This window comes from Burkholderia sp. WTPI3, assembly GCF_021483755.1.
Lineage (GTDB): Bacteria > Pseudomonadota > Gammaproteobacteria > Burkholderiales > Burkholderiaceae > Burkholderia.
Genome location: NZ_JAGIXF010000079.1, coordinates 21,348 through 27,917, shown reverse-complemented (window position 1 = coordinate 27,917; position 6,570 = coordinate 21,348). Strand labels below are relative to the sequence as shown.

Sequence of the window (6,570 nt, the reverse complement as noted above, 5' to 3'; positions counted from 1 at the left end):
GACTCGCGGATCGCGGGCTCGGCGAAGCGACGACCGGCGCCGCGCTCGCGCTGCTCGCGTTCTCGTGGCTGCCGCTGGCGTTCGGCGGCTCGTCGATCGCGCTGCTGGTGATCGGCATCGTGCTGCTCGATGTCGGCGGGCAAGCCGTCCATGTTGTGAACCAGAGCATGATTCTGGGCGCGCGGCCCGATGCGCATGCGCGGCTCGTCGGCTGCTACATGCTGTTCTATTCGGTCGGCAGCGGGCTCGGCGCGATTGCGTCGACGATGATGTACGCGCACGCCGGATGGACCGGCGTCTGCGGGCTTGGCGCGGCGGTCAGCGTGATCGCGTTCGTCGTCTGGGCCGCGACGCGCACCCGGACGCGACACGTGCCGGCAACGGCGCGCGGATGACGGCAAGAAGCCGGCTCACCCGAATCGGGTGGCCGGCCTGCGAACGGACGCACACGCGCGCGCATCGGTTCCTGCTTCGCGACGGCGACGGCGTGCGCTCACGCGCCGCGCTCGTTCAACCCGCCATCCGGATCGCCTCATCGTACACGCCGGCGACGCGGCGTGCGATCACCGCATTGTCGAAGTGATCGCGTGCATAGCCCTTGCATGCAGCTTCGTCCGGCAGCTTGATCGCGCCCGACAGCGCGGCGCCGAGCCCTTCGGCGATCGCGTCGGCGCCGGTGGACGGCAGCACGAGATCGTCGGACAACCCGGCGACCGCCTCGGGCAGCCCGCCGACCGGCGTGACCAGCACCGGCGTGCCGGACGCCAGCGACTCGACCGTGATCAGCCCGAAGCCCTCGAGCGCGACCGTCGGCACGACGCTGACGGTGGCCGCGCGGTACAGCGCCGCGAGATGCTGGTCGGGCACGAAGCCGAGCAGCTTCACGTTGTCCTGCAGCCCGGCCGCGTCGACGCGTTGCTGCAGCTCCTCGGCGAGCTTGCCCTTCCCCGCGATCAGCAGCAGCACGTCGGGATGGCGGCGCTTGACCATGCCGATCGCGTCGACCAGATCCTCCAGCCCCATGCGCCGCACGAGCCGGCGCACGGCCAGCACGATCGGCCGGTCCTGCGGCAATTGCAGCTTGTGGCGCGCCTCGCCCGGCGTGAGCGGCGTGTCGAACTGCGCGGTATCGACGCAGCCGGGAATCACGCGCACGCGCGACGGATCGATCCCGTAGCGGTTCGTCAGGATCTGGCCGAATGCCTGCGACAGCACGATCAGCCGCGACGAACGCGTATAGACGGCCTGTTCGAGATAGCGCTTCGCACGCTGACCGAGCGATGCCGCGCCCTCGACCTGGCTCTCGTCGGCCCACGGCCCCTGGAAGTGCGACACCTGCGGAATCCCGCGCGTCACGTCGAGGCCCGGGAACGTGTAGAGCGCGAAGTGCGACGAAATCACGTCCGGCCGCTCGCTGCGGATCTCGTCGCGCAGCGCGCGGCGCGCGGCCAGCATCCGGCGCGCGAGCGGCTGCGACGCGGGACCGAAGCCCTGGATCGCGCCGCCCGTGTCGTCGGCGACCTTCGGCGAGCCGGCGACAAGCCCGCGCACCTCGACACCCGCGCCCGGCAGCGCGCCGACGAGCGAGTAGTACATCCGGTCGAGGCCGCCCGCGCGTTCGGGAAACCAGTGCATGCCGATTTGCAACGATTTGATCGGCCGGGAAGAAGAAGACATCACGATTGCTCCTGCGTGACCGCATGCTCGACTCGCTCGAAGGCGGACGGCTGCGAGGGTTGGCCGATGCGCCGGTAAAGCGCGACGTACTGGGCGCCCATGTGGGCCCAGCCGAAACGGGTCATCAGTTCGCGGGCCGCGTCGCCCATCGCGCGGCAGGTGTCGCGCGACGCCGCGAGCGAGCCGATCGCCCGCGCGAGCGCGTCCGGATCGTCCGGGTCCTCCAGCACGATCCCGCAGTCGCGCGTGATGATTTCCGCGCCGCCCGCGGTGCGCGCGGTGACGACCGGCAGCCCGGCCGCCATCGCCTCCAGCAGCGACAGGCTCATCGCTTCGTAGCGCGAGGGGAACACGTACGCGTCGACCGAGCGCATCAGCGTCGGCATGTTCTTCACGAGCCCGAGGAAATGCACGCGCGACGCGATGCCGAGCGCGCGCGCCTCTTCCGGATACGGGCTGCCGGGCAGATAGCCGGCTACCGCGAGATGGACATGCGCCGGCAGCCGGGTAAGCGCCTTCAACACTGTGCCGAGGTTCTTGCGCGGCGTGCGCAGGTCGCCGACGAACAGCAGCAGGAACGCGTCCTCGGGGAGCTCGAAGGCCGCGCGGTCGGCCTGCGCGCCCGCGAACGCGCTGCCGTCGACGCCGTTGTGGATCACGCCGATCTTGCGGCTGTCGATACCGAGCCCGGCAATCTCGTCGGCGACCTTCTGCGACACCGCGGTAATCGCGCGCGAGCGGCGGTATGCCCAGCGCTCCAGCGCGGTGTTCACGCGCGTATAGACGTACTGGTAGGCCGACCACACCCCCTTCGTCAACCCGAACGGATAGTACGGGCTCTTGAACCAGCCGCCGTGCACGAAGTGCGCGGTATTCACGTCGGCGCGGATCCACGAGATGAAGCCGTTCACGTGCAGCACGTCGTATTCGCCGCGATGCGCGCGCAGCCACAACGCGCTCTTCAGTGCGAACACCTGCTGCTTGACGAGATTCGACGGCCAGAAACGCCCGGCCTTCACCGGCACCCAGCGCACGCGCGGGTCGGCCAGCAACGCCGGCGCGACGTGCGACGCGACCAGCGTGACCTCGTAGTTTTCGGCCAGCGCCGCGCGCGCGATTTCGTAATTGACGCGGCCCTGCCCATCGTTATGACGCACGACGTGCGTGACGATCGCGATCCTCAATGGTCGCCTCCCCGTGAATGCGCGGCGGCCGGCAGGCGCTGCGCCTTCTGCCAGTGCGCCGCGGATAGTATGGAAAAAATGGCCGTGAACATCAGCAGGCCGCCCGTGCCGATCAGCGAGTTCGTGAACACGAGCATCGCGAACGTCGACAGGCACAGGCTCAGGCATGCGCCGACGAACTTGTCCTTGCGCAGCTTGAACGCCGCGCGCAACGTGCGGCCGAACAGCATCACGACGCCTGCGAGATACAGCAGCGTGCCGGGCCAGCCGAGCACGAACGGCACGTTCATCACGCCGCTGTCGAAGCTGCCGTACTTGCCGAGCTCGCCGCTGTCGCTCGACAGCTTGGTCGACGCGCCGGTCGCGCCCATCCCTTCGCCGGCGACGTCGGTAAACGCCGTTTGCGCGAACGTCGCGTAGAACTTGTTGCGGTCGTCGTAGCTGCGGTCGTCCTTCAGGTTCGTGATCGATTCGAGACGCTGGCCGAGCCGGTCGGCCACCGGCCCGACGGTCAGGAGCGGCACGCACAGGCCGACCAGCACGACGCCGCTGACGAGGATCCGCATCCGCACGCGGTTGCTCGACTGCACGAGCTGGATCGCGAGTGCGATCACCCAGCCGCCCCACGTCGAACGCACGAGACACAGCGCGAACGACACGAAGCCCGCCGCGCCGGCGAACCAGCGGATCCGCTGCGGCGCCACCAGCACGAACACCAGCGCGCCCATCATCGCGAACGCAAACGGCCCGGACGAATTCATCGTGCTGAACACGCGCACGCCGTACGGCACCGGCTCGCCCTGCGAGCCCATGTCGGATCCGATCATCCACAGCACGTCCCACTGCGGCATCACGAAGTACTGCACGACACCGTACACGCCCATCACGAGCATGCCCCACATGAAGGTGGACAGCAGCACGTCGCGATACTCGGGGTAGTCGCGCGAGTTGACCATGATGTGAAAGCCGATCAGCACCGGGTACACCCAGTTCGCGAGGTCGTAGGTCGCAGCCATCACGCCGCTCGACACGATCCCGACGAGATACGCATAGGTGAGCCCGAAGAGAATCAGCAGCACCGGAATCCCGCGCCGCTGCGCGAGCACGCGGTAGTGCCGCAACAACCCGAGGCCGGCGATCATCGTCACCGCGAGCGGCGCGACCTGGATCAGGCTCGTCGGCGTGAAGGCGCCCTTCGACCAGTCGGCCAGGCGCCGCACCTCGGGACTCAGGAACCACACCCACCACATGAAGCCGACGTAGCGCGCCGGGCTCTTGAAATAGAGCCAGAGGCTGACCAGGATGGCCAGCACCGGAAACGCGAGCGTCAGTACCTTGCCCTGGTGAATGGCGATCAGCGCGGTGGTCAGCGTCCACAGCCCGGCCTGCCCGGCCCAGTGCTTCGGCTCGGCGAACCAGCTGCGGGGGCGCGACGGTGCGCGTTCGGCGGCAATCGTACTCATCGATCGGTACTCACTGCGACGACGGACGCGAATCCGCAAGCGGCATCGCCAGGCCCGCGGCGGCCGGTGTGCGACGCCGGCGCAGCATGTCGCGCGTGATCCGCACGTGCTGTTCGGCGAACGCCTGCGTGGTCAGGTCGCGCTCGCGCAGGCACGTCGCCGCGGCGCGCGCGCATTCGAGCGCGGCAGCCGGGTCGGCCACGAAGCGGTCGGCGGCCTGGCGCATCGCCTGCGCGTCGAACGGCGGCACGTACGCGGCCGTGTCGTGCGGGAAGTAGTCGCTGAGCCCGCCCACGTCGGACACGATCATCGGCTTGCCGACGGCCGCCGCCTCGAGCATCACGGTGATGCCCGACGCGTGGAAGTTCGGCCGCAGCGGCACGACGATCACGTCGGCCCATGCGTACAGCTCGTGCTGCTTCGCGAGCCCCGGCGCCGAACCGATCCGCACGTTCGGCGCATGCCACTCGCGCGGCACGCGGCGACGCGTCGCGAGCCGCACGTCGTAGCGCTCGTCGCCGCCGAACGCGGCGAGGAAGGTGCGCCAGTCACGATCGCGGTCGTTGCCGATCGCCGCGATCCGCAGCGGCCGGTTCGGCTGCCACCGTTGCGGGTCGGTGAGCGGAAAATCCTGCGTGTTCAGGCCGTAGTACACGAACTCCGCATCGCGCCCGAGGTAGCGGCGGCACAGCTCGGCGTTGTCGCGGGCGAGCGTGGTCAGCGCGTCGGCACGCGCGAGCAGCTTGCGGTACAGCCAGCGGCGCGGGCCGCCGAAGGTGCCCCACTTGTCGAACAGCCACACGCTCTGCGCGAGCAGCAGCGGACGCTTGCCTTGCGCGCCGGCCAGTTTCAGGATCAGCGCGGCGGCGAGGTGTTCCTGCTCGGTGTGCGTCCAGATCACGTCGGTGCTCAGCAGCGCGGCGCGATTGCGCCATGCGTGCACGACGTCGAAGCCAAGCGCGGCCTTCAGGCCGCGGCGCGCGAGGCTCGCGACGCGGCCCTCGCGCCGGTCCTGCGAATAGGTGAGCCGGAATTCGTCGGATTCCGCGTGGTGATAACCGTACAGGCAGCCGATGTTCTCGCCTTTCCGGTAGGTACGCGGATCGGCGCCGTAAAACAGGTGGACGTGAACCTTCGTGGCAGTCATGTCAGCCTCCGCCGGGCCGCCGCAAGGAGGTTGACCGCCCCCGCGGGGGACAGTGAACGCAGTGAGCGTGGGGGTCGTACCATTTCAGGCCCTCCGGGTGTGGCCGTGCGCAATGCGCGCGGCCCGTTCAAGACGTCACCGGCGGCATCGCCGCGCGGTGAGGGGCAAGGTTCGCGCGGCGCGCATCGCGTGCGCCGCGGCGCACCGCGCGCCAGTGCTCGCGCACACGCTCGCGCCTGGCGGTATGCAGCGACAGCAGCACGTGCGTAAAGCCGGGATAGACGCGCGTGCCGACCAGCGTCCACCACCACCACGCGATCTCGCGCCGCAGCGGCGGCAGATGCTCGCGCAGGATCAGATGCAGGTTGTACGCGCCGTTGCTGATCGCGTTGAGCGACGCGGCATCGCGCCGGTCGTCGTCGAAGCGCTCGGCCGGGAAATGATCGACCGCGATCGCCGGGTCGTACACGAGCTTCCAGCCTTCGCGCCGCACGCGCATGCTGAAGCCCATGTCGTTGTGCACCTGCGCGCCGGCGCCACGCAACCGTGTGTCGAAGCGCAGCCGCTCGATCGCGGCGCGCCGGTAGCTCATGTTCGCGCCCTTGAGCATGTCGACTTCGCGCGCGCCGCCGACGCCGAGATGATGGTTGCCGACGATCTTGCCGGACAGCGTGAGCTGGCCCACGCGTTCGCGCGATTCGTCGAGCACGCGACCTTTCTCGTGAACCCAGTCGCGTCCGCCGACCGCACCGACGCGCGGATCGGCCTGGAATACCGCTTCGACGCGCGCGAGCCAGTCGGCGCGCGGCGCCGCGTCGTCGTCGGTGATCGCGACGACGTCGCCGTTCGCCGAGTCGAGCCCCTGGTTCAGGGCGGCGACCTGCCCGGGCACGTCGACCGGCACGATGCGCAGCGGCAGCGCGCCGCCGACCGACGGATCGGCGAGGCGCTCGTGCGTGGCGTCGTCCTCCGGGCGCGCGACGACGATCACCTCGTCGGGCAGCCGCTGCTGGCGCTGCAGCGCCAGCAGGCAGCGCGCGAGGTCGGCGGGGCGCCGGTAGGTCGGAACGAGCACGGAAATCTTCATTTGGGGTTCTCC

General features: G+C 69.6%; 6 protein-coding genes. 1 reads left to right on the top strand and 5 read right to left on the bottom strand.

The genetic code is table 11. The features are described from left to right. The coding region (locus J7024_RS29660) for an MFS transporter (RefSeq protein WP_234745710.1) at positions 1 to 395 on the top strand (395 nt) is incomplete at its 5' end. Positions 396 to 510: 115 nt separating this feature from the next. On the opposite strand, the gene J7024_RS29655 is transcribed toward J7024_RS29660, so the two are convergent. The 5 genes from J7024_RS29655 to J7024_RS29635 all read right to left on the bottom strand — a co-directional run bounded on the left by J7024_RS29655 (position 511) and on the right by J7024_RS29635 (position 6,558). Next, positions 511 to 1,677, bottom strand: a complete 1,167-nt coding sequence (locus J7024_RS29655; protein ID WP_124826486.1) for a glycosyltransferase family 4 protein — start codon at positions 1,675 to 1,677, stop codon at positions 511 to 513. Continuing rightward, positions 1,677 to 2,861, bottom strand: a complete 1,185-nt coding sequence (locus tag J7024_RS29650) for a glycosyltransferase family 4 protein (protein ID WP_175750666.1) — start codon at positions 2,859 to 2,861, stop codon at positions 1,677 to 1,679. Before J7024_RS29650 ends, J7024_RS29655 begins: the two co-directional genes overlap by 1 nt. Then, a complete protein-coding gene (locus J7024_RS29645) occupies positions 2,858 to 4,324 on the bottom strand; it encodes an O-antigen ligase family protein (protein ID WP_175750667.1) in 1,467 nt (488 codons plus the stop codon). Before J7024_RS29645 ends, J7024_RS29650 begins: the two co-directional genes overlap by 4 nt. Before the next feature lie 10 nt (positions 4,325 to 4,334). Next, entirely contained in the window at positions 4,335 to 5,471 is a 1,137-nt protein-coding gene (locus J7024_RS29640; protein WP_124826489.1) for a glycosyltransferase family 4 protein, read from the bottom strand. Between the two features lie 127 nt (positions 5,472 to 5,598). Next, a complete protein-coding gene (locus tag J7024_RS29635) occupies positions 5,599 to 6,558 on the bottom strand; it encodes a glycosyltransferase family 2 protein (protein ID WP_175770047.1) in 960 nt (319 codons plus the stop codon). Between the last annotated feature and the right edge of the window lie 12 nt (positions 6,559 to 6,570).

Coding starts and splice junctions, on each gene's coding strand:
- J7024_RS29635 (WP_175770047.1), bottom strand. CDS start 6,558: ATGAAGATTTCCGTGCTCGTTCCGACCTACCGGCGCCCCGCCGACCTC.
- J7024_RS29645 (WP_175750667.1), bottom strand. CDS start 4,324: ATGAGTACGATTGCCGCCGAACGCGCACCGTCGCGCCCCCGCAGCTGG.
- J7024_RS29640 (WP_124826489.1), bottom strand. CDS start 5,471: ATGACTGCCACGAAGGTTCACGTCCACCTGTTTTACGGCGCCGATCCG.
- J7024_RS29655 (WP_124826486.1), bottom strand. CDS start 1,677: ATGTCTTCTTCTTCCCGGCCGATCAAATCGTTGCAAATCGGCATGCAC.